This window comes from Streptomyces sp. NPDC091387, assembly GCF_044756945.1.
Lineage (GTDB): Bacteria > Actinomycetota > Actinomycetes > Streptomycetales > Streptomycetaceae > Streptomyces.
The window spans coordinates 196,182-222,381 of the sequence record NZ_JBIVTZ010000001.1 but is presented as its reverse complement, the minus strand read 5'-3'; the positions used below and the strand labels follow the sequence as shown (position 1 = coordinate 222,381).

The following is a 26,200-nucleotide window of genomic DNA, read 5'->3' as shown; positions in this document are numbered from 1 at the left end:
GTGGGTGCGCGGGCGTCACCCCCGGGGGCCAACCGCGGGGTGATACCGGGGTAGGGGGTGTACGGGGTTCAGCTCGCCGGGTCCGTCGACGGGCCTCAGGGGCTCTCGCCCGGGACCACCACACCCGCCTCGTACGCGAAGATCACCGCCTGCGCCCTGTCCCGCAGGTCCAGCTTCGCCAGCACCCGCCCGATGTGCGTCTTCACCGTCTGTTCGGCCAGCACCAGCCGCCCCGCGATCTCCTGGTTCGACAGCCCCCGGGCGATCAGCTCCAGCACCTCCGTCTCGCGCGGAGTCAGCCCGTTCAGCCGCAGCGCCGCCCCGCCGCGCGCCGCGCCGGACGGGCCCTGGCGGGCGAAGTCCGCGATCAGGCGCCGGGTCACGGACGGGGCCAGCAGCGCGTCGCCCGCCGCCAACACCCGTACCGCCGAGATCAGATCCGCCGGTGGCGCGTCCTTCAGCAGGAAGCCGGACGCCCCGGCGCGCAGCGCCTCGTACACGTAGTCGTCCACGTCGAACGTGGTCAGCATCAGCACCTTCGGCACGTGCGCCACGCCCACCGGCGGGTTCAGCAGCTCACGCGCCGCCGCCAGGCCGTCCATCTCGGGCATCCGGACATCCATCAGCACCACGTCCGGATGGACCCGGCGGCTGACGTCGATGGCCTGGCGCCCGTCCGGCGCCTCACCGACCACGTCGATGTCGGCCTGGGCCGCGAGCAGCGCCGCGAACCCCGCCCGCACCATGGCCTGGTCGTCGACGATGATCACACGGATGGTCACGGGTCCTCCGGACGCGGGGGCGGGGAAGTGGGCGCGGAAGCGTCACCGGCGGAGCCCGGCGGTGCGGCCGGGGGCAGCGGCAGGCGCGCGGCCACCCGGAAGCCCCCGTCCGGCAGCGGCCCGGTGTCGAGCGTGCCGCCGGTCAACCGTACGCGTTCACGCATCCCGACCAGACCGTGTCCCGTCCCCGTCGTCTCCAGCGGCGCGAGCGACGAACCCGTGCGCTCCGGCGGGCCGTTGACGACCAGAACCGTCAGATGCGCACCGTCGGAGCTGACCGACACCCGGGTCCGGGCCCCCGGCGCGTGCCGGACCACGTTGGCCAGGGCCTCCTGCACGATCCGGTACGCCGACAGGTCGACCGTCTGCGGCAGGCCCGTCAGCGAGGCGGGCAGCGACAGCTCGGCCGGGAGCCCCGCCCGCACCGTCGCCTCCACCAGCTGCTGCAGCCGGTCGAGCCCCGGCTGCGGCGTCCGCTCGGCCTCCGTGCCCTCGCTGCGCAGCACCATCAGCAGCCGCCGCATCTCCCCGAGGGACTCCCGCGCACTCGCGGCGATCGAGTCGAACTCCTCGCGGACCTCGTCCGGGAGATCGCCCAGCCGGTACGGGGCGGAGTCCGCCTGGACCGTGATCACCGACATGTGGTGCGCGACCACGTCGTGCAGCTCGCGGGCGATCCTGGTGCGCTCCTCCAGCAGCGTGCGCTGCGCCCGCTCGGCCTCGCTGATGGTCTCCTGCTCGGCCAGCCGGCGCTGGGCGACGCCTCGTTCCCGCACCGCCGCGCCGATCACCAGCACCACGGCGCCGAGGATGACCAGCAGCAGCGCGCTGCCGTTGCTGCGCTCGGGCCGGAGCAGATGCAGGAAGAGACCCGCCGCGCCCGTCGCCAGCCAGACGGAGACCAGCGTCCGCCGGGTCTCGCGCAGGGCCAGCGCGAGCAGCAGGAAGAGGTAGCCGATCAGGACGGGCGGCGTCCACGGCCAGATGCCGTACTCCTCGACCGGGTGCCCGAGCATCACGAACGCGCCCAGGACGTCGGCCGGGAAGATGATCCACCAGGCCTGCAGCGGCCGGTGCGCCAGCATCAGCAGCGGTGCGGCCTGCGCGACGCCCAGCGCGCCCGCCACCCCGCCGGCCAGGCCGTACTGGTCGCGCAGGACCGCGATCGTGACCGGGACGAAGACCGCCGCGAGAGCGAGCACGACGACGTACGGCATGAGCCGCTGCCACCGTTTCGGGGCGTCGGCCAGGAGCGGGGTCGGGGGATGGGAGGGGTGGGAGAGTCCGTGGGCGATCTCGCGCAGATTGCGGCGGGCGGCGCTCAGCAGACCGTCCGTCGTCGTCGGCGGGGACGACGGGGGCGGGGAGGAAGTGGCCATGGCCTGCTCAGGGTAGGCAGCGGAGCCGCCCCCGGGCGTCATACCGGGGTTCCGGTTGTGCGTGCGTGCCCCGTACCGGGGTATCACCCCGGACAGGCCCTACAGCTCGGCGAGCAGCTGGGCCTTCTTCGCGCTGAACTCGTCGTCCGTCACCAGACCCGCCTGGTGCAGCTCGCCGAGGTGGTGGATCCGCTCCGCGATGTCCGCCGGGTCGCGCCGCCCGGCGGACGTCAGGGCCGTGGCCGCTGCGGGCGAGGACTGCTTCCTGCGGACGGACTCCAGTACGGCCGCGGCGAACGGCAGCGACTCGTGCACCGGACCGTAGCCGAGGCCGAAGATCACCGCGGCGGGGTCCTCGTCGGCCCGGGTGGGCCGGCCGGCCGCCGCCTGCACGCTCTGGGCGGTGCCCGTGCACAGGGCCGCGCCCGGACCGCCGCCGAGGCCGCCGCCCTCGGCCGAAGCCGGGACCGTGCCCTCCAGCCCTCTCGGCACCAGCCGCAGATAGCCCTCGAAGGCCTCGGGCGAGCGCCACTCGACGCCGCTCAGCTCGGTGACCGGGAACGTCTGGTCGCCCGCCTTCCACTTCTCCGAGGAGGCACCCGTCCAGAACCACCGGAACGAGATCCGGTCCCCGTCGAAGCTGGCCCGGCCGTCGTACGCCTTGAAGCGCATCGGTGCCTCGGGGGCCGCGACCAGGAAGCGTTCGGCGGGTTCACCGGCGTCGGGGCCCAGCCGGGCCCGCAGCTCGTCCGCGTAGTACTCGGCGAGCGTCTCGCGCTCGGCGGGGAGCACGAGGCGGTACGGATCGCAGCCGTCCTTGAGCTGTCCGGCCGCGGCCTCCAGCAGAGGATCGGCACCGGGTCTCGGGACGGCACGCAGCACCACCGTGCCCCGCTTGCCCGGGGTCAGCGTCACCGACGACAGCGCCGCGTGCGGGACGCGGCGTTCACGGAGGCTCTGGAAGAGCCTCGGCGTGCGGATACCCCGTTCGAAGCGGATGAGCACGGAGTCGGTGTCGAACTCCCAGGTGGCTTGAATTCCGGCCAGCACATCACCCATACGCCTCATCGTATGCGGCACTTGCCCGCACGTCCCCCCTTGGAGTCGACCGCAATCCGTGAGGGGTCACGGCTCTCTACGCGCGTCAGACCGTCTCGTCGCCGGAAATTCGTTCGTGGCAGGCGGCGTCGGCCTGCGCACAGGTCACCGAACCGTAGGTGCCCACACCGATCGCGGCGAAGTTGCCCAGACTCTCGGTACCCGGCTCGAAATAGCCGCTGTGGCCGACCGCGTCGCCCGCGGCGGCGATCCGCGCGCCGAAGGCCGGATCCACCGGATCGGCCCCGTGGCCGAGCCCGGCGACCTCCAGGTTCGGTACGTCCGCGATCCAGTCGTCGCGGTCCCGCATCGCCCACACGTTGGCCCGTGTGTGCAGCTGGCCGGCGTTGTCGACCCGCATGCCCGGACTGCCCGCGACCGCGATGTCGGTCACCCGGGCGGGCAGTTCCCGCGCGGCCACGCCGCACAGGACGGAGCCGTAGCTGTGGCAGAACAGCGAGACGGGTGCGAGGCCGGGGAGCGCGTCGACGAGCGCGTCGAGCCGGACCGCCCCGCGCTGGGCGAGATTCCCGAGGACGGCGTCCATGCCGATCCCCACGGGCGCGGTGTAGTCGGCCCAGGCGATCACGGCGGTCCGTACGCCGGGGCGGGCGGACCGCTCGGCCGCGTACAGGGACTTGGCCATGCCGACGGGCGCGGCGTTGGTCTTGGACCCCGTCCGCTCCAGCGTCAGCAGATTGGTGTCGACGCCCGGTACGACCACCGAGACCCGCTCGGCACGGTCGAGATCACCGAAGACCTCGGCGGCGTGGCCCCGGCCGGACGGGTCGAACGCGAGGAAGTGCCGGCCGTCGGCGAGCATCGACCGGAAGCGGTCCGCCCGGCGGACCGCCTCGGCGCGGCCGGCGGGGGAGAGCCTGCTGTCGTGCACCCGTTGCTGTTCGGCCGCGCTCGCCTGGACGAGCGCGAGCCGGTTGGCCCGGTAGCGCAGGGTGACCGGCGCGCCGTTCAGATTCCCCACCACCAGCGGGTACTTGTCCGCCAGCCGGATCCGCTGCGCGGCCGTGAGCGTGGCGAAGAAGTGCGCCAGCCCGGACGGCCGGGCATCGGCCGGGGGAAGGGCGCGGCCCGCTATCGATCCCCTGGCCCAGGAGGCGAGTGCGACCGTGCGTGGCTCGTCGGAGCGTTGATGACGCACGGCGGTCCAGCCAGTGGTCGCCAGCATCACGAACACAACCGCGAGGGCGAGCAGAGTGCGCCACGCGGTGAGCGTCGGGGAGGAATCGAAGGAAGTCACTTGGGCCCACATTAGGAGACGCGCGCCGGAGGCCGTGAAGCGGGTGACCGACATCACCCGACTGTGGGGAATGGAACGCCTCTTCCCTCACCCTCCGTACGGACCTCCCGTACGCTCCGCCGAGCCCCGCGCCCCTCAGCCGGCGCATCCCGGAGGCGTGGCCCGCGTGTTGTGACCTTGGCCATACGCCGGGTCCGAGACGTGCGGCACATGGCCCCGTGCGGGCGTGTGCCAGTCCTCGGCGAGGGCCGGCCCCAACTGGTCGAGATACACCTCGGTCAGCGTCCGCAGCGAGTCCATGCTGGTCTCCCGCCCGTGCCCCCACAGCTGGCCGGTCACCCGCATCACCCCGGAGAACGCGGCGACCGCGACCCTCGGCCGCGGATCCAGCGTCACGTCCAGACCCTCGCGCTCGGCGATCAGCAGGGCGATCTGGTTCTCCAGCTCACTGCTGCGCCGCAGGTGGGCGGCGAGCAGCGAGGGCGTCGATTCGATCATTTGGTACGTACGCATGTGGAGTTCGACCGGGATGAGGGCCTCGATGGCCTCCCCGATACTGTTCCAGGCACACAGCACCGCGCGGCGCATGGCCTCGAACGGGGCCTCCGACGCGGGCCGTTGGCGCAGTTCGGTGATGAAGCGCGACTCCACCATCTCCTGGACGGCGAAGGCGGCCGACTCCTTGCCGGCGAAGTAGCGGAAGAAGGTGCGCTGGGAGACCTCCACCGCGTCGACGATCTCGTCGACGGTGGTCTCCTCGTACCCCTGGGTGGTGAAAAGATCGAGGGCGGCATGGAGCAGCGCGTCCCTGGTGCGTCGCTTCTTGCGCTCGCGCAGCCCGGTCGGATACTCGGCGGCTCGTTGCCCGTCGGTCACTGAGCTGGTCCTCTTTTCCTGCTTTGTCCAGCTCAGCGTACCTGTGAGCTACGTGACAGTTACCGACTTGTGAAATGGTTTGTCAACTGTCAGTGACTGACACTAATCTCCGGGTATGACTAGTCAGACCACCGTCGAAAAGGCACCGCGGGAGCCCCGGGATGTCCCTGTTCCCGCACCTGCCAAGGGGCTGCGCGGCCACCCCTGGCTGACGCTCTTCTCCGTGGCCATCGGCGTGATGATGGTTGCGCTCGACGGCACGATCGTCGCGATCGCCAACCCCGCGATCCAGAAGGACCTGGGCGCCTCGCTCGCCGATGTCCAGTGGATCACCAACGGCTACATGCTCGCCCTCGCGGTCTCCCTGATCACCGCGGGCAAGCTCGGTGACCGGTTCGGCCACCGCCAGACCTTCCTGATAGGCGTCGTGGGCTTCGCCGCGGCGTCCGGGGCCATCGGCCTCTCCAGCAGCGTCGTCCTCGTGATCACCTTCCGGGTGCTCCAGGGCCTCTTCGGCGCGCTGCTGATGCCGGCCGCGCTCGGCCTGCTCCGCGCCACCTTCCCGGCCGAGAAGCTGAACATGGCGATCGGCATCTGGGGCATGGTGATCGGCGCCTCGACCGCCGGTGGCCCGATCCTGGGCGGCGTGCTCGTCGAGCACGTCAGCTGGCAGTCCGTCTTCTTCATCAACGTGCCGGTCGGCGTGATCGCGCTCGTGCTGGGCGTGCTGATCCTCAAGGACCACCGCGCCGAGAACGCGCCGCGCTCCTTCGACATCGCCGGCATCGTGCTGCTCTCCTCGGCGATGTTCTGCCTGATCTGGGCGCTCATCAAGGGCTCGGAGTGGGGCTGGGGCGACCTCAAGACGGTCGGCTTCCTGATCGCCGCCGTCGCCCTGTTCGTCGGGTTCGCCCTCGTCCAGCAGCGCGTCAAGGAGCCGCTGATCCCGCTGGCGATGTTCCGCTCCGTGCCGCTCTCCGCCGGTACGGTCCTGATGGTGCTGATGGCCTTCGCCTTCATGGGCGGCCTGTTCTTCGTCACCTTCTATCTCCAGAACGTGCACGGCATGAAGGCCGTCGACGCCGGTCTGCACCTGCTGCCGCTGACCGCGATGATGATCGTCGCCTCGCCGCTGGCGGGCCTCCTGATCACCAAGTTCGGCCCTCGGGTCCCGCTGGTCGGCGGCATGGTCTGCACCGCGGTCGCGTGCTTCGGCATGTCGCAGCTGACCGTCGGCACCGGCACCGTCACCATGTCGATCTGGTTCGCCCTGCTCGGCCTCGGCCTCGCACCGGTCATGGTCGGCGCCACCGAGGTCATCGTGGGCAACGCCCCGATGGAGCTCTCGGGTGTCGCGGGAGGCCTCCAGCAGGCCGCCATGCAGGTCGGCGGCAGCCTCGGTACGGCCGTCCTCGGCGCCATCATGGCCGCCCGGGTCGATGCCGAGCTCGCCGACAACTGGAAGGACGCGCAGCTGCCCCCGCTGGCCGGGGAGCAGCTGGACCAGGCGTCCCAGGCCGTCAAGGTCGGTATTCCGCCGGTCGCCCCGGGCACACCGCCCGAGGTCGCCGGCAAGATCGTGAACGTCGCCCATGACACGTTCGTGTCCGGCATGAGCACGGCGTTCATGGTCGCGGGCATCGTCGCGGTGATCGCGGCCCTGGTCGCCACCCTGACCAAGCGCGGCGAGAACGCCGAAGCGGGCGCGGGCGCCGGACACATCTGATCCGACCGACCGCCCCGACGCCGGGAGGCGTCAACACAGCGCGCACGACAGCCCCGCCGGAACGTTCCGGCGGGGCTGTCGCCTATCAGGGTGGTACCGCCCCCGGCCCCTTCCCGATCCGTCGCCCCGCAGCTCAGGGTGGGTGCGGAAGATCCACATCACCACGGGGGTTCATTCACATGCGTACAACCGTCGTCGCCGCCGTCCTGGCCGCCGCCGCCCTGATCCCGCAGGCGGTGGCCCAGGCCGCGCCCGTCCGGCTCGGCACCTGCGGGGCCGGTCAGCTCTGCCTCTGGGCGAAACCGGGATTCACCGGTGCCCGCCAGGTCCACGAGCTGTCCACCATCGACATCGACAGCTGCGTGCCGCTGCCGGCGGGTTCCGCCGTCCAGGCGCTCGCCAACCGCACCGGCCGCCCGGTCACGACCTACCAGTCGGCCGAGTGCGCGGAGACCGGCGAGTTCGAGACCTACCCGGGCGGCGGTACCTGGGTGCCGCAGTCCCCGTACCAGGTCCGCGCCTTCAAGGTCTGGGAGAACTGACCGTATACAGAAAACGCCGCGGGGCGGCGGGACCCCGAGGTCCCACCGCCCCGCGTCCGTGCCCCGACCGCTACGCGTCGCCGCCCGCGGCCCCCGGATCGGCCGCGGCCACATCCAGCAGGTCGTAGCGGTCGACCGCCGTCTTCAGCGCGGAACGGTCGATCTTCCCCTCCTTCGCGAGCTCGGTGAGCACCGCCAGGACGATCGACTGCGCGTCGATGTGGAAGAACCGGCGCGCCGCGCCCCGCGTGTCCGCGAAGCCGAACCCGTCCGCGCCCAGCGACTGGTACGCACCGGGCACCCAGCGCGCGATCTGGTCCGGTACGGACCGCATCCAGTCCGAGACCGCCACGAACGGCCCCTGGGCACCGGAGAGCTTGCGCGTCACGTACGGGACGCGCTGCTCCTCCTCCGGGTGCAGCAGGTTGTACCGCTCCACGTCCACGGCCTCGCGCCGCAGCTCGTTCCAGGAGGTCGCGGACCAGACGTCCGCCTTCACGTTCCACTCGTCGGCGAGGATGCGCTGTGCCTCTGCCGCCCAGGGGACCGCCACACCGGACGCCATGATCTGGGCGGGGATCTCGCCCTTCTCGCCGCTGCTGTAGCGGTACACGCCCTTCAGGATGCCCTCGACGTCCACGTCGGCGGGCTCGGCCGGGTGCTGGATCGGCTCGTTGTAGACCGTGAGGTAGTAGAAGACGTCCTCGTTCTCCTCGGGCGTCCCCCCGTACATCCGGCGCAGACCGTCCTTGACGATGTGCCCGATCTCGTACCCGAACGCCGGGTCGTACGCGACACAGGCCGGGTTGGTCGAGGCGAGCAGCTGCGAGTGGCCGTCCGCGTGCTGGAGCCCCTCACCGGTCAGCGTCGTACGGCCGGCGGTGGCGCCCAGCACGAAGCCGCGCGCGAGCTGGTCGGCCATCTGCCAGAACTGGTCGCCGGTCCGCTGGAAACCGAACATCGAGTAGAAGACGTACACCGGGATCAACGGCTCGCCGTGCGTGGCGTAGGCCGAACCGGCGGCGATCAGCGAGGCGGTACAGCCCGCCTCCGAGATGCCGTCGTGCAGCATCTGGCCGGTCGGCGACTCCTTGTACGCGAGCAGCAGATCGCGGTCCACCGACTCGTACTGCTGACCCAGCGGGTTGTAGATCTTCGCGCTCGGGAAGAACGCGTCCATACCGAAGGTCCGGTACTCGTCGGGCGCGATCAGCACGAAACGCTTGCCGATCTCCTTGTCCCGCATGAGGTCCTTCAGGACACGGACGAACGCCATGGTGGTGGCGATCGACTGCTGACCCGAACCCTTCTTCGCACTCGCGTACGCCTTGTCGTCGGGCAGCGGCAGCGGCTTCGCCCGCACCACACGGGTCGGGACGTAACCGCCCAGACCCTTGCGGCGGTCGTGCATGTACTGGATCTCGTCCGAGTCGCGGCCCGGGTGGTAGTACGGCGGGTTCCCGTCCTCCAGCCGGCTGTCCGCGATCGGGATGTGCAGCCGGTCCCGGAAGCGCTTGAGGTCCTCGGCCGTGAGCTTCTTCATCTGGTGGGTCGCGTTGCGGCCCTCGAAGTTCGGCCCCAGCGTCCAGCCCTTGACCGTCTGCGCCAGGATCACCGTCGGCTGGCCCTTGTGGGCCTTGGCCGCCGCGTACGCCGCGTAGACCTTGCGGTGGTCGTGACCGCCGCGGCCCAGGTGCAGGATCTGCTGGTCGGACATGTCCTTGACCATGTCCCGCAGCCGGGCGTCGTCACCGAAGAAGTGTTCACGGATGTACGCGCCCGTCTCGGTGGCGTACGTCTGGAACTGGCCGTCCGGCGTGGTGTTCAGCTTGTTGACCAGGATGCCCGTGCGGTCCTGCGCCAGCAGCGGGTCCCAGGAGCGGTCCCAGACCAGCTTGATGACGTTCCAGCCGGCCCCGCGGAACTGCGACTCCAGCTCCTGGATGATCTTGCCGTTGCCGCGCACCGGGCCGTCGAGGCGCTGGAGGTTGCAGTTGACGACGAAGGTCAGGTTGTCCAGGCCCTCGCGGGCGGCGATGGAGAGCTGGCCGAGCGACTCCGGCTCGTCCATCTCGCCGTCGCCGAGATACGCCCAGACATGCGACTCGGAGGTGTCGGCGATGCCGCGCGCCTCCATGTAGCGGTTCATCCGCGCCTGGTAGATCGCGCCCAGCGGGCCGAGACCCATCGAGACCGTCGGGAACTCCCAGAAGTCCGGCATCAGCCGCGGGTGCGGGTAGCTGGACAGTCCGTTCGGCGCCTTCGACTTCTCCTGGCGGAAGCCGTCGAGCTGCGCCTCGCTCAGCCGGTCCAGCAGGAACGCGCGGGCGTAGATCCCGGGTGAGGCGTGGCCCTGGAAGAAGATCTGGTCGCCGCCCAGGCCGTCGTCCTTGCCGCGGAAGAAGTGGTTGAAACCCACGTCGTACAGCGAGGCGGAGGACGCGAACGTGGCGATGTGACCGCCCACGCCGATCCCCGGACGCTGCGCCCGCGACACCATCACGGCCGCGTTCCAGCGCGTCGCGTTGAGGACCTTGCGCTCGACCTCCTCGTCGCCGGGGAAGAACGGCTCGTCCTTCGTGGCGATGGTGTTCACGTAGTCCGTGCTACGCATCTCCGGCACGGCGACACGCTTCTCGCGTGCCCGCTCGATGAGCCGGAGCATGAGGTAGCGGGCCCGCTCGCGGCCCCGCTCGTCGACGGCGGCGTCGAGGGAGTCGAGCCATTCCTGGGTCTCTTCGGGATCGAAATCCGGGACCTGACTCGGAAGGCCGCCAATGATGATCGGGTTGCGATCGGATCCGGAAGCCACGCTGTTCCTTCGCTGTTCGGTGCTGCGCTACGGGGCCTGGGTGAGGGAGTCACGCCCCCGGGATGTGTACACGTACGCCGCCCCATCGTGTACCCGCGAGCGCGCAAACGTCATCTCTACCGAGAGGTAACCAGAGGCTGCCGCGCCGCCGGGTCCCGAAGGTCCGGATGGGCCGCGCCGGAGCGGGTACCGGGGAGGCAGGACGCGCCGGGAGGGCGGATCGGGCAGGATGGGTCGGGCGAAACCGCAACCATACGCCCAAGGCGTCCAAGTGTTCCCAAACACTGCTCGACTCCGAATGCCGGACCGAAACGGCATAAGCTGTTCAAGGACGTAAAGGGTGTGGACGGTAGCGCGGGCTCCGGCAAGGGGCCGCCGACAGTGCGGCGACGTGGCACGAAACGTCACCGTTTAGGCGGTCTCGTGCGCTGGGTACTTGCGCGATCCGCCGCTCCCGTGTGGACTACGGCCAACGCCCCGCGTACGCGCGTGGCTGCAGCATTTTCCGAAACATGATCAGGAGGCAACCCGTGAGCGCGACCGCGGACCACGCGGAGGAGCGGACCAACCCGGCAGCACGCCTGGGGTTCGAGCCCGGACAAGTGGTCCAGGAGATCGGCTACGACGACGACGTCGAGCTGGAGCTCCGTGAGGGCATTGAGGCCACTATCGGCCAGGATCTCGTCGATGAGGACTACGACGACGTCGCAGACGTCGTCCTGCTCTGGTTCCGCGACGAGGACGGCGACCTTACGGACGCGCTGGTGGATGCCATTGGTCTGCTCGAGGAGGGCGGCACGGTCTGGCTGATGACGCCGAAGACCGGCCGTGACGGATACGTCGAGCCGAGCGACATCAACGAGGCTGCCCAGACAGCCGGTCTCGCCCAGACCAAGAGCATCAGTGCGGGCAAGGACTGGACGGGCAGCCGTCTGGCCACGCCGAAGGTGGCGGCCAAACCCAGGCGCTGAACCGCATTCCGCCACTGAAGGCCCCCGACGGCAGCACGCCGCCCGGGGGCCTTCGTACATCCTCTGGCGGCCCCTGGCACGCGGGAGAACCGCGAGATGGGCTTCTGTGGGTGCTGCACGGCCGCCAGAGGCCTCTGCGTAGGGTGGGAGCCACCCGGACAGCCCAGCCCGGCGACGTAGCGAAGGGACGCGTTTCATGGCGATCGAGGTCGGCACCAAGGCCCCGGATTTCGAGCTGAAGGACAATCACGGCCGGACCGTGAAGCTCTCCGAATTTCGCGGCGCCAAGAACGTGGTGCTGCTGTTCTACCCGTTCGCTTTCACCGGCGTCTGCACGGGCGAGCTCTGTGCCCTGCGCGACGAGCTGCCCACGTTCGAGAACGACGACACGCAGCTGCTCGCCGTCTCCAACGACTCCATCCACACCCTGCGCGTCTTCGCCGAGCAGGAGGGCCTCGAGTACCCGCTGCTCTCGGACTTCTGGCCGCACGGTGAGACCTCGCGGGCGTACGGCGTCTTCGACGAGGAGAAGGGCTGCGCGGTGCGCGGCACCTTCATCATCGACAAGGAGGGCGTGGTGCGCTGGACCGTCGTGAACGGGCTGCCCGACGCGCGCGACCTCAACGACTACGTCAAGGCGCTCGGCTCGCTCTGATCCGAGATCCGGTGGATCTCCGCGCGACCCCCGGCCAAAAGCCTGTTTTGGCCGGGAACCGGTCACTAGGATCCACTCGTTGATCCGATGCCAACGCAACGTGGAGGCGCCGGCACCGGCCGGCCCCCAATGAAACCAATGGGAGGACTCGTGGGAGTCAGCCTCAGCAAGGGCGGCAACGTCTCGCTGACCAAGGCCGCGCCCAACCTGACCGCGGTCATCGTGGGTCTGGGCTGGGACGCTCGTACCACCACCGGTGGTGACTTCGACCTCGACGCCAGCGCCCTGCTGACGAACGCCGAGGGCAAGGTCGGCAACGACGGCAATTTCGTCTTCTTCAACAACCTCAAGAGCCCCGACGGCTCCGTCGAACACACCGGTGACAACCTCACCGGTGAGGGCGAGGGCGACGACGAGATCATCAAGGTCAACCTGGCCGGTGTCCCGGCCGACGTCGACAAGATCGTCTTCCCGGTCTCGATCTACGAGGCCGAGTCGCGCCAGCAGAGCTTCGGCCAGGTGCGCAACGCGTACATCCGCGTGGTCAACCAGGCCGACAACAGCGAGCTCGCGCGCTACGACCTGAGCGAGGACGCCTCGACGGAGACCGCCATGGTCTTCGGCGAGCTGTACCGCAACGGTGCGGAGTGGAAGTTCCGCGCCATCGGTCAGGGCTACGCCTCGGGTCTGCGCGGCATCGCGCAGGACTTCGGCGTCAACGTCTAGACAGCCGATCCGGGGGGCGCGCCTCCCGGGCAGGCAGCAGCACGTCCCGTCCGGCGCCGCACTCCGTGCGGCGCCGGACGCGCTCGACAGACGGTTCATTCACTCGGGGAGGACACACACCATGGGCGTCACACTCGCCAAGGGAGGCAACGTCTCCCTCTCCAAGGCCGCACCCGATCTCACCCAGGTGCTGATCGGGCTCGGCTGGGACGCACGAGCCACCACGGGGGCCGACTTCGACCTCGACGCCAGCGCGCTGCTGTGCCAGTCGGGACGGGTGCTCGGCGACGAATGGTTCGTGTTCTACAACAACCTCACGAGTCCCGACGGCTCCGTGGAGCACACCGGTGACAACCTCACGGGTGAGGGCGAGGGCGACGACGAGTCGGTCATCGTGAACCTCACGGAGGTGCCGGCCGGCTGCGACAAGATCGTATTTCCGGTCTCGATTCATGACGCGGACAATCGCGGGCAGACATTCGGGCAGGTCAGCAATGCGTTCATCCGGGTGGTGAACCAGGCCGACGGCCAGGAACTCGCGCGTTACGACCTGAGCGAGGACGCCTCGACGGAGACCGCGATGATCTTCGGTGAGCTCTACCGTTATGGCGGCGAGTGGAAGTTCCGTGCAGTGGGGCAGGGGTACGCGTCAGGACTGCGCGGCATCGCTCTAGACTTCGGGGTCAACGTTTCGTAAAGCCGCGCTCGGCGCGGGGGAGCCCCGTACTCACCGGGGGAGACCCGTTAAATAACTGATGGGGTAGCCAGTGCTTCTGAAAACCTTCGGCTGGTCGTTCGCGATTACCGCGATCGGCCTGGTCGCAGCGTGGTTCTACGGGGGGTGGGAGGCCTTCGGAGTCGTGGCGATCCTCTCCGTCCTGGAGATCTCGCTGTCCTTCGACAACGCGGTGGTCAACGCCGGAATCCTGAAGAAGATGAGTGCCTTCTGGCAGAAGATCTTCCTCACGGTCGGTGTGCTCATCGCGGTCTTCGGTATGCGACTGGTGTTCCCCGTCGTGATCGTGGCCATCACTGCCAAGCTGGGCCCGATCGAGGCTGTTGATCTTTCCTTCAACGACCCGGACCGCTACAAGGAACTGGTCACGGACGCCCACCCGGCGATCGCTTCCTTCGGTGGGATGTTCCTGCTGATGATCTTCCTCGACTTCATTTTCGAGGACCGTGACATCCAGTGGCTGCGCTGGATCGAGCGCCCGCTCGCCAAGCTCGGCAAGGTCGACATGCTGTCGGTCTGCATCGCGCTGATCGTCCTGCTGGTCTCGGCCCTGACGTTCGCGGCCAACGCGCATCAGCACGGCGGCGGACACGCGGACAAGGCGGAGACGGTCATGCTCGCGGGTATCGCGGGTCTGATCACCTACCTCATCGTCGGCGGACTCTCCGGCTACTTCGAGAACAAACTCGAAGAGGAGGAGGAACGCGAGCACGAGGAGGAGGAGCAGGCCAAGCAGACCGGCAAGAAACTCTCCGCGGTCGCACTCTCCGGCAAGGCCGCGTTCTTCATGTTCCTCTACCTGGAAGTGCTCGACGCGTCCTTCTCGTTCGACGGCGTGATCGGCGCCTTCGCCATCACCAACGAGATCGTGCTGATGGCGCTGGGCCTCGGTATCGGTGCCATGTACGTCCGTTCGCTCACGGTCTACCTGGTCCGCCAGGGCACCCTGGACGACTACGTCTACCTGGAGCACGGCGCGCACTATGCGATCGGCGCGCTGGCTGTCATCCTGCTCGTCACGATCCAGTACCAGATCAACGAGATCATCACCGGTCTCGTCGGCGTCATCCTGATCGCCTGGTCGTTCTGGTCGTCGGTCCGGCGCAACAAGGCCCTGGAGGCCGAAGGCGGCGGGAAGGGCGGCGGGGACGGCGGTTCCCCGTCGGAAGTGTCCGCCGGGGTGTGACCCGGTAGGGAATGAGGAACGCTCTCTGCGGGGCGGCTCGTACGGTAAAGGTCCTCGGGAACACCCGGACCCGGCCCGGAGCCGCCCCGCAGCGGTGCGTGCGTCGTGTGTGCCTCATGCGACGGGTGCGGGGCCGATATGCGGGGCCGATATGTGTGGGGGTTGGGGATGGCGTTCTGGGACAACCTGTGGCCGAAGCGGGAAGCGCAGTTCGAGTCGGGCAGCGCGGCCACCAATTCCATCGTGCTCTCCAAGCGGCACGCCACGGTCTCGCTGACCAAACAGGGCGCGCTGACGGGCAACCTCCGGGTCAACCTCTCCTGGCGGATGCGCACCTCCGACATCGAGGGCCGGTCGTCGCAGAGCGGCCGGCTGCTGCGGCCGTTCAAGCTCTTCAAGCCCGACGTGGTCCAGGCGCACACCCAGGGCGTGGTCAACGTCGACCTGGACCTGGGCTGCATGTACGAGCTGGCGGACGGCACCAAGGGCGTCGTACAGCCGCTGGGCAACCTGCTCGGCGATCTGAACGGGCCGCCCTACATAAGGCTCAGCGGGGACGACCGCTTCGGGGCGCCGTCCGGCGAGACGCTCTACGTCAACCTCGACCAGCGCGACCAGATCAAGCGGCTGCTGTGCTTCGTCTACATCTACGACCAGACGCCGGCCTTCGACCGCACGCACGCCAAGATCACGCTCTACCCGGGCAACGGGCCGCGCATCGAGATCGAGCTGGACGAACGGGCCCCGGAGGCCCGCTCGTGCGCCGTGTTCACGGTGGAGAACGTCAAGGGCGAACTGATCGTGCGGCGCGAGGTGAAGTTCGTGTACGGCTTCCAGTCGGAGCTGGACCGGCTGTACGGCTACGGGATGCAGTGGGGACGCGGCTACAAGTCCCGCGCGTAGCGGGTCCGGATGCGCCGGAGCGGACGCGGTGGGCCGGATGCGCGGTGGGCCGGACGCGGTGGGTCAGGGGCGTATGAACTGCGGCCCCTGCGGCGGCAGGACGAAATTCGGGTCCGGCGCGTACGCGGCCGCCGCCGCGGGCTGCGGATAGCCGTAGGCGGGCTGCGCGGAGGCCGGCTGGGGGTAGCCGTAGGCGGGCTGCGGCGCCGGTGCGGGGGGCGGGGCCACGGCGGGCTGCGGATAGCCGTACGCGGGCTGCTGGTGCTGCACCGTGATCTGCGAGTCGGGCCCGGGAGCCGGTGCGGGCGGGAACGCCGGCGCGGGCGGCAGTGGCGCCGGGTCGGGCTCGGCCGCGGCCTCCGCCTCGTCGACCGAGATGCCGAACGCGGTCGCGAGTCCGACGAGACCGGTCGGGTAGCCCTGCCCCACGGCCCGGAACTTCCAGCTGTCCCCGCGCCGGTACAGCTCGCCGCAGATGATCGCGGTTTCCTCGCCGGTCTCCGGCCGTACCTCGAACACGGCGAGCGGTTCGCCGCCCGCCGCGGCCGCGTCGAAGAGCATGATGCACAGGTCGTGCACGTGCTCGAAGGCGGCTCCGTCGGAGGACGCGGCGATGACCACCTGGTCGACCGAGGGGTCGAGCGCGTTCAGATCGGCCTCGATGGTGTCCGTCAGCCCCTCGGCCAGGCTCCGCTTCGGCAGTCGCCGCACCAGGCCGGAGGGATGACGGGGCTGGTTGTAGAAGACGAAGTCCTCGTCCGAGCGCACGCGGCCGCCGGAGCCGAGCAGCAGGGCCGAGGCGTCCACGTCCGGAACCCCGGCCCCCGGGGTCCAGCGCAGCACGGCCCGTACGGCCATGGCGTCGAGTGGGACGTTCGAACCTTTCACCATCGCGTGCGTCATGGCGGTCATCCTGCCTGCTGGCTGCCCCGCGGACAACGCTGGGGGTCGCGAGCCGTGTCGTGGCGGAGGGCCGGAGGTGCCGCGTCAGTACCCCTCGGAACCGTCGCTAAATGGACGAGTTACCCGGAATTCATGCGCCCAGGGAACTGCCGACACCCGTCCGTACGTACTATTACCGGCCACACGTTGTCCGATCGAGCAGGTAGCGCGGGGGGATTTAGATGCGTCATTTCGGGCATATTGCGCCCACTGTCAGAGACGACCTGTTCTTCCAGCAGCCGTGCGACTTCGACGCCGACGCACCGGCCCGAGTCCTCTCGGCCGCTCTGGGAGCCACCCTCTACAGCCCCGCCACCCGGCCGGCACTCGCCGACGACGTCATCAAGCAGGCCGGCCGGGGCGTCGTCTCCATGGTGCTGTGCTTGGAGGATTCGATCGACGACTCCGAGGTGGCGGGCGCCGAGGAGAACCTGGTCGGACAGTTCGCCCAACTCGATGCGCGCGGCGGCGAGCTCCCGCTGCTCTTCATCCGGGTCCGGGAACCGCACCAGATCACGGACCTGGTGCGCCGGCTCGGCGATTCCGCCCGGTTGTTGTCCGGTTTTGTACTTCCGAAGTTCACGCAGGAGCGCGGCGTGCCCTTCATGGAGGCGCTCACGAAGGCCGAGAGCGACGGCGGCCGACGGCTCTTCGCCATGCCCGTACTGGAATCGCCCGAGCTGCTCCATCTGGAGACCCGGCAGGAGGTCCTCCAGAAGATCGCCACCACCGTCGACGCGTACCGGGACCGCGTCCTCGCGCTGCGGCTCGGCGTCACCGACTTCTGCTCGGCGTACGGACTGCGCAGGCCGCCCGATATGACGGCGTACGACGTCCGGATCGTCGGGGACGTCATCGCCGACGTGGTCAACGTGCTGGGCCGGGCCGACGGCACCGGCTTCACGATCACCGGACCGGTGTGGGAGTACTTCCGACTCCAGGAGCGCATGTTCAAGCCACAGCTGCGCCGCAGCCCCTTCCTGGAGGGCCGGGCCGAAGAACTGCGCACCGCGCTGATCGAGCACGACCTGGACGGCCTGCTGCGGGAGATCGAGCTCGACCGGGCCAACGGCCTGCTCGGCAAGACCTGCATCCACCCCTCGCACGTCGCGCCCGTGCACGCGCTGTCGGTGGTCAGTCACGAGGAGTTCAGCGACGCCCAGGACATCCTGCGGCCGGAGAGCGGCGGCGGTGGCGTGCTGCGTTCCTCGTACACGAACAAGATGAACGAAGTGAAGCCGCACCGGGCCTGGGCCGAGCGGACCCTCCAGCGCGCCGAGGTCTTCGGGGTGGCGCGGGAAGACGTCGGCTTCGTGGAACTGCTGGCCGCGAGCCTCGCGGAATGAGCCCGTTCGGGTGAGGCTGGAGCGGTGACGGTGTTCCGGTCGCGCTGCTTCTGCGGCGGTGCTCCGGCGCGGTGCTCTGGTGGCGCTGCTCCGGCGACGGTGTCCGGACGGGCGTGACCCCGAGTGCGACCCGATGAGCGGGCGCACAGCTGAGGAAAGAGACGGCGAACGTGGTGTGGTCGGGTAGCTGGGTCGCGGAGCGGCTGGACGTCGAGCTCGTGGGCGACGGCGAGCTGCGGGAACTGCTGGGCCTCGCCCTGCGGCGCAACCCCAAGCGAGCGCATCTGCTCGTGTCCCACGTGCTCGGCAAGCATGTGCCGCAGTACCCCTCGGTCGTCTACGGCGCCGGATTCGAGCTCGGCCGCCGGGTGCGGGAGCTGCTCGGGGAGGCCGCGACGCGGCGTGCGGTCGTGCTCGGCTACGCGGAGACGGCCACCGGCCTCGGCCACGCGGTCGCCGACGGGCTCGACGCCGCACCGTACCTCCACTCGACGCGCCGCCCCGTGGAGGGCGTGGCGCGTGCGGGCGGCTTCGAGGAGTCGCACTCGCACGCCACCTCGCACCTGCTCCTGCCGGAGGACCCGGACCTGCTGGCGGGAGACGCCGGGGACGCGGCCGACGCGGGGGAGACGGGTGGCGTCGGGGAGACGCACACGTCCGACGCGGTGCTGGTGCTGGTCGATGACGAGTTCTCCACCGGCAACACCGTCCTCAACACCATCCGCGCCCTGCACGAGCGCTACCCCCGGAACCGCTACGTGATCGTGGCCCTGGTCGACATGCGCTCGCCGGACGACCGCGGCCGGCTGGCCGAGTTCGCGGCGGAGATCGGCGCCCGGATCGACCTGGTGGCGAGGAACTCGGGCACGGTCCGCCTCCCGGACGGCGTCCTGGAGAAGGGGCAGGCGCTGGTCGCGGCGGAGGAGGCGGCGCAGGAGGCGCAGGCGACAACTGTCGGTGTCGGCCCCCACCCCCACCCCCACCCCCACGCCCGTCCCTGCACCCGGGTGGAGCTGGGGTGGCCCGTCGGCGTGCCCGACGGTGGCAGGCACGGCTTCACCCCCGCGCACCGCGACCGGCTGGAGGCGGCACTCCCCGCCATGGCGGACCGCATCGTCGCGGCGCTGGGCCAGGGGGCACGGGGAGAGGGCACAGCGCTGCCGGACGGGCCGCTGGACGACGGGACACTGCCCGACGGGGCGCTGGACGACAGGGCGCGCCGCGTGCTGGTCCTCGGCTTCGAGGAGCTGATGTACGCACCCCTGCGCCTGGCCACCGCCCTGGAGGACCGCATCGGCGCCGAGGTCCGCTACTCCACCACGACCCGCTCCCCGGTCCTCGCGGTGGACGACCCGGGCTACGCGATACGCACCCGGCTGGTCTTCCCGGCCCACGATGACCCGGCGGACGGCCCCGGTGACCGGTACGCGTACAACGTCGCGGGCGCCGGCTTCGACGCCATTGTGGCCGTCGTCGACTCCACCGCGGACACACCCGAACTGCACGCCCCCGACGGACTGCTGGCGCGGCTCGCCCCGCACACCGCCCAGGTCCTGCTCGCGGTCGTGCCCTCGTACATACCGCCGGCCACGACCCCGGACACGACACCGGCGGCGGCCGTCCGGCCCGAGGCCTCCGTCGCCGCCCCCGAACGCCAGGAAGAATCCCGCATGCTGCCCGAGCCCCTCCGCGGCCCCGCCTTCTCCTCCTACGCGCCGGACGAGGTCGGCTGGCTGCTCCAGGACCTCTCGGACACCGAGCTGGAGGCGCCCACCGAGGAGCGCGAGGAGGCGATACAGAGCGGTGGCGCGCACTACGCCGAGTCGCTGCCCGTCGAGTACCAGCCGTCCGAGCAGTACCAGGACCTGTTCAGGGCGGCGCTGGACCTGTCGGCCGCCCGTATCGCCCGCGCCGTCGGCGCCGTCACCGAGACCGTCCTCGCCGAGCGCGGCCCCCGCCCCGTTCTGGTCTCGCTGGCCCGCGCCGGCACCCCCGTCGGCGTACTGATGCGCCGCTGGGCCCGCCACCGGCACGGCGTCGACCTGCCGCACTACGCCGTCTCGATCGTGCGCGGCCGCGGCATCGACGCCAACGCCCTGCGCTGGCTGGCCGCCCACCACAACCCGGCCGACGTCGTGTTCGTCGACGGCTGGACGGGGAAGGGCGCCATCACCCGCGAACTGGCCGCCGCCGTCGCCGAGTTCGAGGACTCCGACGGAACGGAGGGCTTCAACCCGGAGATCGCGGTCCTGGCCGACCCCGGCGGCTGCGTCCGTACGTACGGCACGCGCGAGGACTTCCTGATCCCCTCGGCCTGCCTCAACTCCACGGTGTCCGGCCTGATTTCCCGGACGGTCCTGCGTTCCGACCTGGTCGGTCCGGAGGACTTCCACGGCGCGAAGTTCTACCGCGAGCTCGCCGGATCGGATGTCTCCGGCCACTTCCTCGACACCGTCGCCGAGCGCTTCGGCGAGGTCACGGACGCGGTCGACGCCGACGTCAAGGAGCTGCTCGCCGCCGACCGCGCGCCCACCTGGGAGGGCTGGGCCGCGGTGGAACGCATCAGCGAGGAGTACGGCATCCACGACGTGAACCTGGTCAAGCCGGGCGTCGGAGAGACGACCCGGGTCCTGCTGCGCCGGGTCCCGTGGAAGATCCTCGCGAAGCGCGGCGCCGGAGCGGACCTGGAACACATCAGGCTGCTAGCGCGGCAGCGCGGCGTACCGGTCGAGGAGGTCGACGCACTCCCGTACACCTGCGTCGGGCTGATCCACCCCAAGTACACGCGCGGGGCGACCGGTGCGGACGGCAAGGCGGTGGAGTCCAAGTGACGTTCCAAGCGGCCTCTCCGGCCTCTCCGGCCACGCCGGTCACGCTGGTGGCCAGTGACCTCGACCGCACCCTGATCTACTCGGCGGCCGCCCTCCAGCTCCCGATGCCGGACGCGCAGGCGCCCCGGCTGCTCTGCGTCGAGGTGTACGACCACAAGCCGCTCTCGTACGTCACGGAGACGGCCGCCGCGCTCCTCGTCGAACTGGCCCGCTCCACCGTCTTCGTGCCGGCCACCACCCGTACCCGCGAGCAGTACCACCGCATCCATCTCCCGGGACCCGCGGCCCGGTTCGCGATCTGCGCCAACGGCGGACACATCCTCGTGGACGGCGAGTCCGACCCGGACTGGCAGCGGACGGTGACCCGCAGGCTGGCCGACGAGTGCGCCTCGCTCGCCGAGGTCCGCGCCCACCTCGTATCCGCCGCCGACCCCGCCTGGCTGCTCAAGGAGCGGGTCGCGGAGGACCTCTTCGCCTACCTCGTCGTCGACCGGGCACTGCTGCCCCCGGACTGGAGGCAGGAGCTGGCCGAGTGGGCGGAGCCGCGCGGCTGGACCGTCTCGCTCCAGGGCCGCAAGATCTACGCCGTCCCGCGTCCGCTCACCAAGAGCGCAGCGATGCACGAGGTCGCCCGTCGCACGGGCGCCACGCTCACGCTCGCCGCCGGTGACTCCCTCCTGGACGCAGATCTGCTGCTCGCCGCCGACCACGGCTGGCGTCCCGGCCACGGCGAACTCGCCGACGCGCAGTGGAGCGCCCCGCACGTGGTGGCGACCGCCGAGCGGGGCGTGGCCGCGGGCGAGGAGATCCTGCGGAGCCTCCTCCGCACGTCGGGCCTGCACCAGGCCGCCTGACGGAACGGGGCCGGCGCGCGGAGGGGCCGCGTCGCCCGGCGCGCCGCCGCATCCGCTCGAACCGGCGGTGTCCGGCGGCTACAGTCGCCGCGTTCTCGCCTGCCGGGGGAGAACGCGGCCGACGACCAGGGAGTTGTGCGATGACCAAGGGAAACGAAACCAAGATCACGGACGAGCTGTACGCGTACATGCTGGCGCACAACCCGCCGCTGGACGCGGTGCAGCGCGAGCTCGTCGAGACCACGTACGCCCGTCTCCCCGACCACGCGGGCATGCAGTCGGCCGAGGAACAGGGCCCGCTGCTGGCCTTCCTCGTCCGGCTGACCGGAGCCCGTCACATCGTGGAGGTCGGGACCTTCACCGGCTTCTCCGCCCTGTCGATGGCCCAGGCCCTGCCCGCCGACGGACGGCTGATCGCCTGCGACGTCTCCGAGGAGTGGACGGCATACGGCCGCGAGGCCTGGGAGAAGGCGGGCGTCGCCGACCGGATCGACCTGCGGATCGCCCCCGCCCTCGACACCCTCCGGGCGATGCCGACCGAACCGCACATCGACTTCGCCTACCTCGACGCGGACAAGGGCAACTACATCCCGTACTGGGAGGAACTGGTGCCCCGGATGCGCCAGGGCGGCGTCATCACCACGGACAACGTGCTGTTCCACGGCCGCGTGACCGACGCGCACGCGACCGGTGGAGCGGCGGCCATCAAGGAGTTCAACGACCACGTGTCCGCCGACCCGCGGATGGACAGCGTGCTGCTCACGGTGTCGGACGGCCTGACGCTGTCGCGCAAGCGGTAGCGACGGCACGCAGCCGCGGTGTCGCCGGGGCGCGGGGTGCGGCCCGGGAGGGGTCAGCCGCAGCAGCCTCCACCGCAGCAACCGCCACCGCCGCCACCGCCTGACGGAGCGGGCGCGGAACCGGCCGCGCCACCGACGGCGACGGCGGAGAGAAGCTTCACGGTGTCCTCGTGCCCGGCAGGGCAGGAGGCGGGGGCTGAGGACTCGGCCATCGGGCGGCTGAGTTCGAACGTGTCTCCGCAGGAGCGGCAGCGGTACTCGTAACGAGGCATGCCCCCAGGCTATCCGCCAGGACCGCATCACAGTCAGAGGCAGAGAGAGGAGAGACGGGGCAGAGGCAGAGGCAGGGGGAGAGGCAGGGACCTGCGGGAGGGCGGCCCTACACCTGCCGTCCTTCGGACGGCGGGACGACGACGGGCATCTCCTCGACCTGCCTGCGCCGCCCGAGCCGTGCCTCCTCCGCGGCTTCCTCGGGATGCCGGGTCCGCCAGTACGGGTTGTCGTGGGGGAGCCCGCCGCTGACGCGGCCGTACATGCCGAACATCATCAGCAGCAGCCCGACGACGAAGCTGAACAGCACGTTCTGGATCTGGAAGGCGAGGAAGTTCATCCCGGTGTCCAGCAGCGCGAGGTTCACGAAGCCGCTGAGGATGAACACGATGCCGATGACCATGTTGAGGGTCGAGGCGACGTTGCCGCCGATCACCATCCCGATGAACAGCAGCAGCCCGACGCAGATGGACAGCACACTGAGCGCGCCGTTGGTGCTGAGACCCGCGACGGTGTCACCGCCGGTGTCGAAGAAGCCGATCTTGTCGATCAGCCCGAGAATGCCGAAGGCGAGCAGCACCAGACCCATCAGCCCGGCCCCCACCTGGTAGACACGGCTGAGCCGGTGATCGACGGGCAGATGCTGATCGAGCCGGGTGGCCCTGCGGTGAGCCGCGGGCCGTCGGGCGGGACGCAGTACGTGGGTGGCCATGAACGCGCCTCCTTCAGGCAGGTACCACCAGGATCGCTCGGCGACGGGCGCGGCGCACGCCGACGCCCACCGCACCGGCGTCCGCGGTGGAGGGCACGCATACCGACACGGGCGGCCCGGCGCAGCAGCCGACCGGGCGCTGTCCCTCGTCGGCGCGGCCCGGCGCGACCCGGCGGGGGACGGCTCAGGTGCCGGCCCCGCGCTCCTCGCGGATCTCGGAGACCACGCGCGCGGCGGTCTGCCGTACGCCCTCCGTCACGGTCAGGAAGTGCCAGTAGTCGGGATGGCGCCCCTCAAGACCGGTGACGGCCTGGTCGAGCCGGGCCACCGCGTCGTCCAGCGGACGGGCGTGGCGCGGCTCGGGGGTGTTGCGCCCGGCCATGGCCAGCCGCTGGGCGTCCCGGATCGCGAAACGGGTCCGCTGGATCTCCTGCTGCGGGTCCTTGGCCACCTCGTTCAGCCGGTGCAGCCGGTCACCGGCTGCGGACACCGCCTCGTCCGTGGCGTTGAGCAGGGCCCGTACCGTGCTCAGCCGGGAGGTCGCATCGGCCCAGCGCTGCTCGCTGCGCGCCTTCGCGGCCTCCTTCAGCTTCTCCTCGGCCTGGCGGACATTGACCGCGGCCTGCTCCGGAACGGGCTGGAGGTCCTGCCAGCAGGCGGCAGAGAACCGTCGCCGCAGCTCGCTGAGCACGGGCTCGACGGACGCGGACCGGGTCGTCAGCGCCTGGGCGCGGGTATGCAGCGTCACCAGCCGGCGATCGATCTCGGCGGCCCGCTCGGGCAACTGGGCCGCCTCGGCCCGTACGGCCTCGGCATCGCGCAACACCTGATCGGCACGCTGGAGGGTCTCGGCCACGCCGTGCCGGCCTGCGCCCTGGTTGAGCTTGGTCAGCTCGGGGGCGAGGGCGGCGAGCCGCGCGGCGAGATCGTCCGCTCGCAATCCGGACTCCCGCACCGCGTCGAGAGCATTGCTCGCGGACAGGAGCGCCTGTCGCGCCCGCTCCACAGCGGGCGCGAGCCGCGCGAGCTGGGTCTCCGCGCTGCCGAGCAGCGGCCCGAGACCGGCCGCGAACCGGTCCAGCTCGCCCTTGACCCGTACGAGATCGTTCTTGGCGGAGGACAGCTGGGCCTTGGCCTGTGTGGCGATCGACGGTTCGAGGTCGTCGCGGTCCAGATCGTGCGCGTCGACGGCGGTGATGTAGGCGCTGCTGGCCGCATCGATGCTTCGCCCCAGCGCGGCGAAGTCATCGACGGCCTTGCGCGCGGCGGGGGAACTGTCGACCGCGGTGATCGTCTCGATCGAGATCCGCAGATCGCGCTGGGCCGTGTCCAGCTCGTAGAAGGCCTCGGCGGCGGCATCCTTCGCGGCCTGCGCCTCGGCCCGCTGACCCTCGCCACGCCCGCCGAACCAGCGCCGCGTGCCGCCGCCGGCGAAGGCCGCCGAGAGCGCGCCCGCGAGCAGTGGCACCGGCAGCAGCATCAACACGACGACATCACGGACACCGTGGACACCGTGGGCGTCTTTGACGTCTCTGACGGCGGAACTCGCGCCCGCTCTCGCCTGCGGCTTCGCGTGTGTCGCCGTCACATCCCTCTCCCGTGCCGATTCGCCCTGCCCGGTACATTCTCCCACCTGGTAAGGACGAACACACGGCCCGGTTAGTTCGCGCTTCGCACCGTGACTTCGCCGTTGTTGCTGCGGGCCTTCACGACATGGGTGCTGTCGTCGCTGCGCGGCACCTTCACCGATGTGTTCCCGTTGTCGGCCCTGGCGCTCACCGCGTACGAGGCGCCGCCGCTCGGCAGCTCGATGGTGACCTTGCCGTTGTCACTGACCGTGTCCACCAACGTCGGCACGGCAGTGAACCCCAGCCGCACCTGCCCGTTGTCCGATTCGGCCTGCACGGACGAGCCGGAGATCCCCTCGGCGACGATGCCACCGTTGTCGCTGTTCAGCTTCAGCGGCCCGCTGGAGTCGCGCACGGTCACCTTGCCGTTGTCGGAGCGCAGGTCGAGCGGGGTGTCGAACCCCGACGCCACGACCTGCCCGTTGTCCCCGCGCACGGTGACCGCCACCCCGCGGGGCACCTTCACCTGATGCCTGGAGGAACAGTCACTGATCAAGGCATCGCACTTCACCTTCAGCGTCAGCGTGCCGTCCTCCATCCCCCAGCGCGGGTCGGGCCCGCTCCCGAACACCACCCACCCGTCGACCTGCCGGGTCACCTCGACCTTCTTCACATCGGCCGGCACGAGTTCCAGCGTCGTATTGGCCGCATCGATGGTCAGCGTCTTCCCACTGAACGCGAACGCCTTGTGTTCGGCCGTTGCGTCGTCGGTGTCCGAACTGCCGCAGCCGGTGAGCACAAGAGCGGCAACCACCGCTCCGCCGGACGCGATGAGTGTGCGGGCGCGGGCGTGGGTGCGGGCGCTGGTACGGAGTGCCACAGTGATCGTTCCCCCAGGTCGTGCGACGGCCGGTTCGCCGCTCAGCGTTCCGGCTCACGGTAGGGGCGCGCCTGCACCCGGGGGAATCAGGACGGCTACCGTATGCGGGGTGGGGATATCCCCCGCCTCCCGCACCCCCTCGACGGCCCCACGCCACCTCGTCCCACCCGGACCGCTGCCGTCGGCAACCGTTTGTGACCAGGGGGCGTAGTCCATGTACGCTGTTGCCTCATCCACGGGTGCGTAGCTCAGGGGTAGAGCGCTGCTCTTACAAAGCAGATGTCGGCAGTTCGAAACTGCCCGCGCCCACCAGTGCGAAGGCCCCCAACCGATCATGGTTGGGGGCC

Annotated in this window: 23 protein-coding genes and 1 tRNA gene; 13 read left to right on the top strand and 11 right to left on the bottom strand. The window is 70.4% G+C overall.

What is annotated here, in order from left to right; all coding sequences use genetic code 11:
- Positions 1–95: 95 nt before the first annotated feature.
- The 5 genes from ACIQM0_RS01130 to ACIQM0_RS01110 all read right to left on the bottom strand — a co-directional run bounded on the left by ACIQM0_RS01130 (position 96) and on the right by ACIQM0_RS01110 (position 5,393).
- Positions 96–782 carry a response regulator gene (locus ACIQM0_RS01130; RefSeq protein WP_401282126.1) on the bottom strand — a complete coding sequence of 229 codons (687 nt, stop codon included), beginning with the start codon at positions 780–782 and terminating at the stop codon, positions 96–98.
- Positions 779–2,161 carry a sensor histidine kinase gene (locus tag ACIQM0_RS01125; RefSeq protein WP_401282123.1) on the bottom strand — a complete coding sequence of 461 codons (1,383 nt, stop codon included), beginning with the start codon at positions 2,159–2,161 and terminating at the stop codon, positions 779–781. Before ACIQM0_RS01125 ends, ACIQM0_RS01130 begins: the two co-directional genes overlap by 4 nt.
- A gap of 99 nt (positions 2,162–2,260) precedes the next feature.
- A complete protein-coding gene (locus ACIQM0_RS01120) occupies positions 2,261–3,220 on the bottom strand; it encodes a DUF4429 domain-containing protein (protein ID WP_401282120.1) in 960 nt (319 codons plus the stop codon).
- Positions 3,221–3,305: 85 nt separating this feature from the next.
- Positions 3,306–4,517, bottom strand: a complete 1,212-nt coding sequence (locus ACIQM0_RS01115) for an alpha/beta hydrolase (RefSeq protein WP_401282117.1) — start codon at positions 4,515–4,517, stop codon at positions 3,306–3,308.
- A gap of 135 nt (positions 4,518–4,652) precedes the next feature.
- Positions 4,653–5,393 carry a TetR/AcrR family transcriptional regulator gene (locus ACIQM0_RS01110; protein WP_401282114.1) on the bottom strand — a complete coding sequence of 247 codons (741 nt, stop codon included), beginning with the start codon at positions 5,391–5,393 and terminating at the stop codon, positions 4,653–4,655.
- A 238-nt stretch (positions 5,394–5,631) separates the two neighbouring features.
- On the opposite strand from ACIQM0_RS01110, the gene ACIQM0_RS01105 reads away from it, so the two are divergent.
- Both ACIQM0_RS01105 and ACIQM0_RS01100 read left to right on the top strand, forming a co-directional pair.
- Entirely contained in the window at positions 5,632–7,119 is a 1,488-nt protein-coding gene (locus ACIQM0_RS01105; RefSeq protein WP_401283354.1) for an MFS transporter, read from the top strand.
- A gap of 179 nt (positions 7,120–7,298) precedes the next feature.
- A complete protein-coding gene (locus ACIQM0_RS01100) occupies positions 7,299–7,661 on the top strand; it encodes a peptidase inhibitor family I36 protein (protein WP_401282112.1) in 363 nt (120 codons plus the stop codon).
- Between the two features lie 70 nt (positions 7,662–7,731).
- On the opposite strand, the gene aceE is transcribed toward ACIQM0_RS01100, so the two are convergent.
- Positions 7,732–10,473 carry a pyruvate dehydrogenase (acetyl-transferring), homodimeric type gene (gene aceE, locus ACIQM0_RS01095; protein ID WP_363030744.1) on the bottom strand — a complete coding sequence of 914 codons (2,742 nt, stop codon included), beginning with the start codon at positions 10,471–10,473 and terminating at the stop codon, positions 7,732–7,734.
- A 530-nt stretch (positions 10,474–11,003) separates the two neighbouring features.
- On the opposite strand from aceE, the gene ACIQM0_RS01090 reads away from it, so the two are divergent.
- From ACIQM0_RS01090 to ACIQM0_RS01065, 6 genes are all read left to right on the top strand, one after another.
- Positions 11,004–11,444, top strand: coding sequence for a DUF3052 domain-containing protein (locus tag ACIQM0_RS01090; RefSeq protein WP_073735865.1), 441 nt, complete (start codon positions 11,004–11,006; stop codon positions 11,442–11,444).
- 196 nt (positions 11,445–11,640) lie between these two features.
- Positions 11,641–12,099, top strand: coding sequence for a peroxiredoxin (locus ACIQM0_RS01085; protein WP_401282108.1), 459 nt, complete (start codon positions 11,641–11,643; stop codon positions 12,097–12,099).
- Between the two features lie 150 nt (positions 12,100–12,249).
- The gene (locus ACIQM0_RS01080; RefSeq protein ID WP_363030743.1) at positions 12,250–12,825 is read left to right on the top strand and encodes a TerD family protein; all 576 of its coding nucleotides are present in this window, start codon (positions 12,250–12,252) and stop codon (positions 12,823–12,825) included.
- A gap of 121 nt (positions 12,826–12,946) precedes the next feature.
- The gene (locus ACIQM0_RS01075) at positions 12,947–13,522 is read left to right on the top strand and encodes a TerD family protein (protein WP_363027201.1); all 576 of its coding nucleotides are present in this window, start codon (positions 12,947–12,949) and stop codon (positions 13,520–13,522) included.
- Between the two features lie 70 nt (positions 13,523–13,592).
- A complete protein-coding gene (locus ACIQM0_RS01070) occupies positions 13,593–14,747 on the top strand; it encodes a DUF475 domain-containing protein (protein WP_401282105.1) in 1,155 nt (384 codons plus the stop codon).
- Between the two features lie 168 nt (positions 14,748–14,915).
- Positions 14,916–15,650, top strand: coding sequence for a Tellurium resistance (locus tag ACIQM0_RS01065; protein ID WP_401282102.1), 735 nt, complete (start codon positions 14,916–14,918; stop codon positions 15,648–15,650).
- Positions 15,651–15,713: 63 nt separating this feature from the next.
- On the opposite strand, the gene ACIQM0_RS01060 is transcribed toward ACIQM0_RS01065, so the two are convergent.
- On the bottom strand, positions 15,714–16,553 hold the full coding sequence (locus ACIQM0_RS01060) for a TerD family protein (RefSeq protein WP_401282099.1): 840 nt from the start codon (positions 16,551–16,553) through the stop codon (positions 15,714–15,716).
- Positions 16,554–16,774: 221 nt separating this feature from the next.
- Here ACIQM0_RS01060 and ACIQM0_RS01055 point away from each other — a divergent pair, with 221 nt between their 5' ends.
- The 4 genes from ACIQM0_RS01055 (at position 16,775) to ACIQM0_RS01040 (ending at position 22,423) form a co-directional block, all read left to right on the top strand.
- The gene (locus ACIQM0_RS01055) at positions 16,775–17,938 is read left to right on the top strand and encodes an HpcH/HpaI aldolase/citrate lyase family protein (RefSeq protein WP_401282097.1); all 1,164 of its coding nucleotides are present in this window, start codon (positions 16,775–16,777) and stop codon (positions 17,936–17,938) included.
- 170 nt (positions 17,939–18,108) lie between these two features.
- Complete coding sequence (locus ACIQM0_RS01050) at positions 18,109–20,769, top strand: phosphoribosyltransferase (protein WP_401282094.1); 2,661 nt, start codon at positions 18,109–18,111, stop codon at positions 20,767–20,769.
- The gene (locus tag ACIQM0_RS01045) at positions 20,766–21,623 is read left to right on the top strand and encodes an HAD family hydrolase (RefSeq protein WP_401282091.1); all 858 of its coding nucleotides are present in this window, start codon (positions 20,766–20,768) and stop codon (positions 21,621–21,623) included. Before ACIQM0_RS01050 ends, ACIQM0_RS01045 begins: the two co-directional genes overlap by 4 nt.
- 140 nt (positions 21,624–21,763) lie before the next feature.
- Positions 21,764–22,423 (top strand): O-methyltransferase, encoded by a 660-nt coding sequence (locus ACIQM0_RS01040; protein WP_363027190.1) that lies wholly within the window; start codon positions 21,764–21,766, stop codon positions 22,421–22,423.
- Between the two features lie 53 nt (positions 22,424–22,476).
- Here ACIQM0_RS01040 and ACIQM0_RS01035 read toward each other — a convergent pair whose 3' ends face one another.
- The 4 genes from ACIQM0_RS01035 to ACIQM0_RS01020 all read right to left on the bottom strand — a co-directional run bounded on the left by ACIQM0_RS01035 (position 22,477) and on the right by ACIQM0_RS01020 (position 25,853).
- A complete protein-coding gene (locus ACIQM0_RS01035; RefSeq protein WP_306090845.1) occupies positions 22,477–22,695 on the bottom strand; it encodes a zinc ribbon domain-containing protein in 219 nt (72 codons plus the stop codon).
- Between the two features lie 107 nt (positions 22,696–22,802).
- Positions 22,803–23,405: a DUF4383 domain-containing protein gene (locus ACIQM0_RS01030; protein WP_401282087.1), complete on the bottom strand. Its 603-nt coding sequence runs from the start codon at positions 23,403–23,405 to the stop codon at positions 22,803–22,805.
- A 184-nt stretch (positions 23,406–23,589) separates the two neighbouring features.
- Positions 23,590–24,993 (bottom strand): hypothetical protein, encoded by a 1,404-nt coding sequence (locus tag ACIQM0_RS01025; RefSeq protein ID WP_401282084.1) that lies wholly within the window; start codon positions 24,991–24,993, stop codon positions 23,590–23,592.
- Positions 24,994–25,064: 71 nt separating this feature from the next.
- A complete protein-coding gene (locus ACIQM0_RS01020) occupies positions 25,065–25,853 on the bottom strand; it encodes a DUF4097 family beta strand repeat-containing protein (protein WP_401282081.1) in 789 nt (262 codons plus the stop codon).
- Positions 25,854–26,090: 237 nt separating this feature from the next.
- Here ACIQM0_RS01020 and ACIQM0_RS01015 point away from each other — a divergent pair.
- Positions 26,091–26,165 (top strand) — tRNA-Val (locus ACIQM0_RS01015).
- Positions 26,166–26,200: the final 35 nt, after the last annotated feature.

Excerpts from the sequence above, each read along its gene's own strand:
- ACIQM0_RS01120 (WP_401282120.1), bottom strand. The coding sequence starts at position 3,220 with ATGGGTGATGTGCTGGCCGGAATTCAAGCCACCTGGGAGTTCGACACC.
- ACIQM0_RS01060 (WP_401282099.1), bottom strand. The coding sequence starts at position 16,553 with ATGACGCACGCGATGGTGAAAGGTTCGAACGTCCCACTCGACGCCATG.
- ACIQM0_RS01065 (WP_401282102.1), top strand. The coding sequence starts at position 14,916 with ATGGCGTTCTGGGACAACCTGTGGCCGAAGCGGGAAGCGCAGTTCGAG.
- ACIQM0_RS01040 (WP_363027190.1), top strand. The coding sequence starts at position 21,764 with ATGACCAAGGGAAACGAAACCAAGATCACGGACGAGCTGTACGCGTAC.
- ACIQM0_RS01085 (WP_401282108.1), top strand. The coding sequence starts at position 11,641 with ATGGCGATCGAGGTCGGCACCAAGGCCCCGGATTTCGAGCTGAAGGAC.
- ACIQM0_RS01075 (WP_363027201.1), top strand. The coding sequence starts at position 12,947 with ATGGGCGTCACACTCGCCAAGGGAGGCAACGTCTCCCTCTCCAAGGCC.
- ACIQM0_RS01100 (WP_401282112.1), top strand. The coding sequence starts at position 7,299 with ATGCGTACAACCGTCGTCGCCGCCGTCCTGGCCGCCGCCGCCCTGATC.
- ACIQM0_RS01035 (WP_306090845.1), bottom strand. The coding sequence starts at position 22,695 with ATGCCTCGTTACGAGTACCGCTGCCGCTCCTGCGGAGACACGTTCGAA.
- ACIQM0_RS01105 (WP_401283354.1), top strand. The coding sequence starts at position 5,632 with ATGATGGTTGCGCTCGACGGCACGATCGTCGCGATCGCCAACCCCGCG.
- ACIQM0_RS01125 (WP_401282123.1), bottom strand. The coding sequence starts at position 2,161 with ATGGCCACTTCCTCCCCGCCCCCGTCGTCCCCGCCGACGACGACGGAC.
- ACIQM0_RS01055 (WP_401282097.1), top strand. The coding sequence starts at position 16,775 with ATGCGTCATTTCGGGCATATTGCGCCCACTGTCAGAGACGACCTGTTC.
- ACIQM0_RS01030 (WP_401282087.1), bottom strand. The coding sequence starts at position 23,405 with ATGGCCACCCACGTACTGCGTCCCGCCCGACGGCCCGCGGCTCACCGC.